The sequence below is a fragment of the Sphingomonas sp. CCH9-E2 genome, assembly GCF_001557215.1.
In the GTDB taxonomy this organism is placed as follows: Bacteria; Pseudomonadota; Alphaproteobacteria; order Sphingomonadales; family Sphingomonadaceae; genus Sphingomonas.
Map to the genome: position 1 here is coordinate 1 of NZ_LSJM01000341.1, position 483 is coordinate 483.

1 protein-coding gene is annotated in these 483 nt (G+C 71.6%); it reads left to right on the plus strand.

Translation table 11 applies throughout. The features are described from left to right. Window positions 1-158: 158 nt before the first annotated feature. Window positions 159-483, plus strand: a 325-nt coding sequence (locus AX681_RS16095) for an iron-sulfur cluster assembly scaffold protein (protein WP_066682478.1), incomplete at its 3' end; no start/stop codon positions are given.

Genomic DNA, 483 nt, shown 5'->3' on the forward strand with positions numbered 1-483 from the left:
GAATGGATGACCGCCGGTCGCACCTATCCGCTGCTCAACGCCACCAGCGCCAGCATCGCCGAGTTCGTCGACCGCCGCCGTCGCGGCGAACCGGTGTTCGGCAACGAAACCGACGCCGATGCGCTTGCGAACGGGTCGGAGCAGGTTACATCGGAGCCATGACGGCTCCGCTCTACAACACCGAAATCCTGCGGCTCGCCGCCACCATCCCGCATCACCAGCGCTTGCCCAACCCGATGGCGAGCGTCGAGAAGCGCTCGCCCGTGTGCGGCAGCCGCGTGACCGTCGATGTCGATCTCGACGTATCGGGCCGCGTCGCCGCGCTCGGCATGCAGGTCCGTGCCTGCGCGCTGGGACAGGCGTCGGCGTCGCTGATGGGCGCGCACGCGATCGGTCGCACCGCCGCCGAGCTCCACGCCGCCCGCGCCGCGCTGACACGCTGGCTGGCGGGGGAGGGCGACACGCCACCCGCCTGGCCCGGCC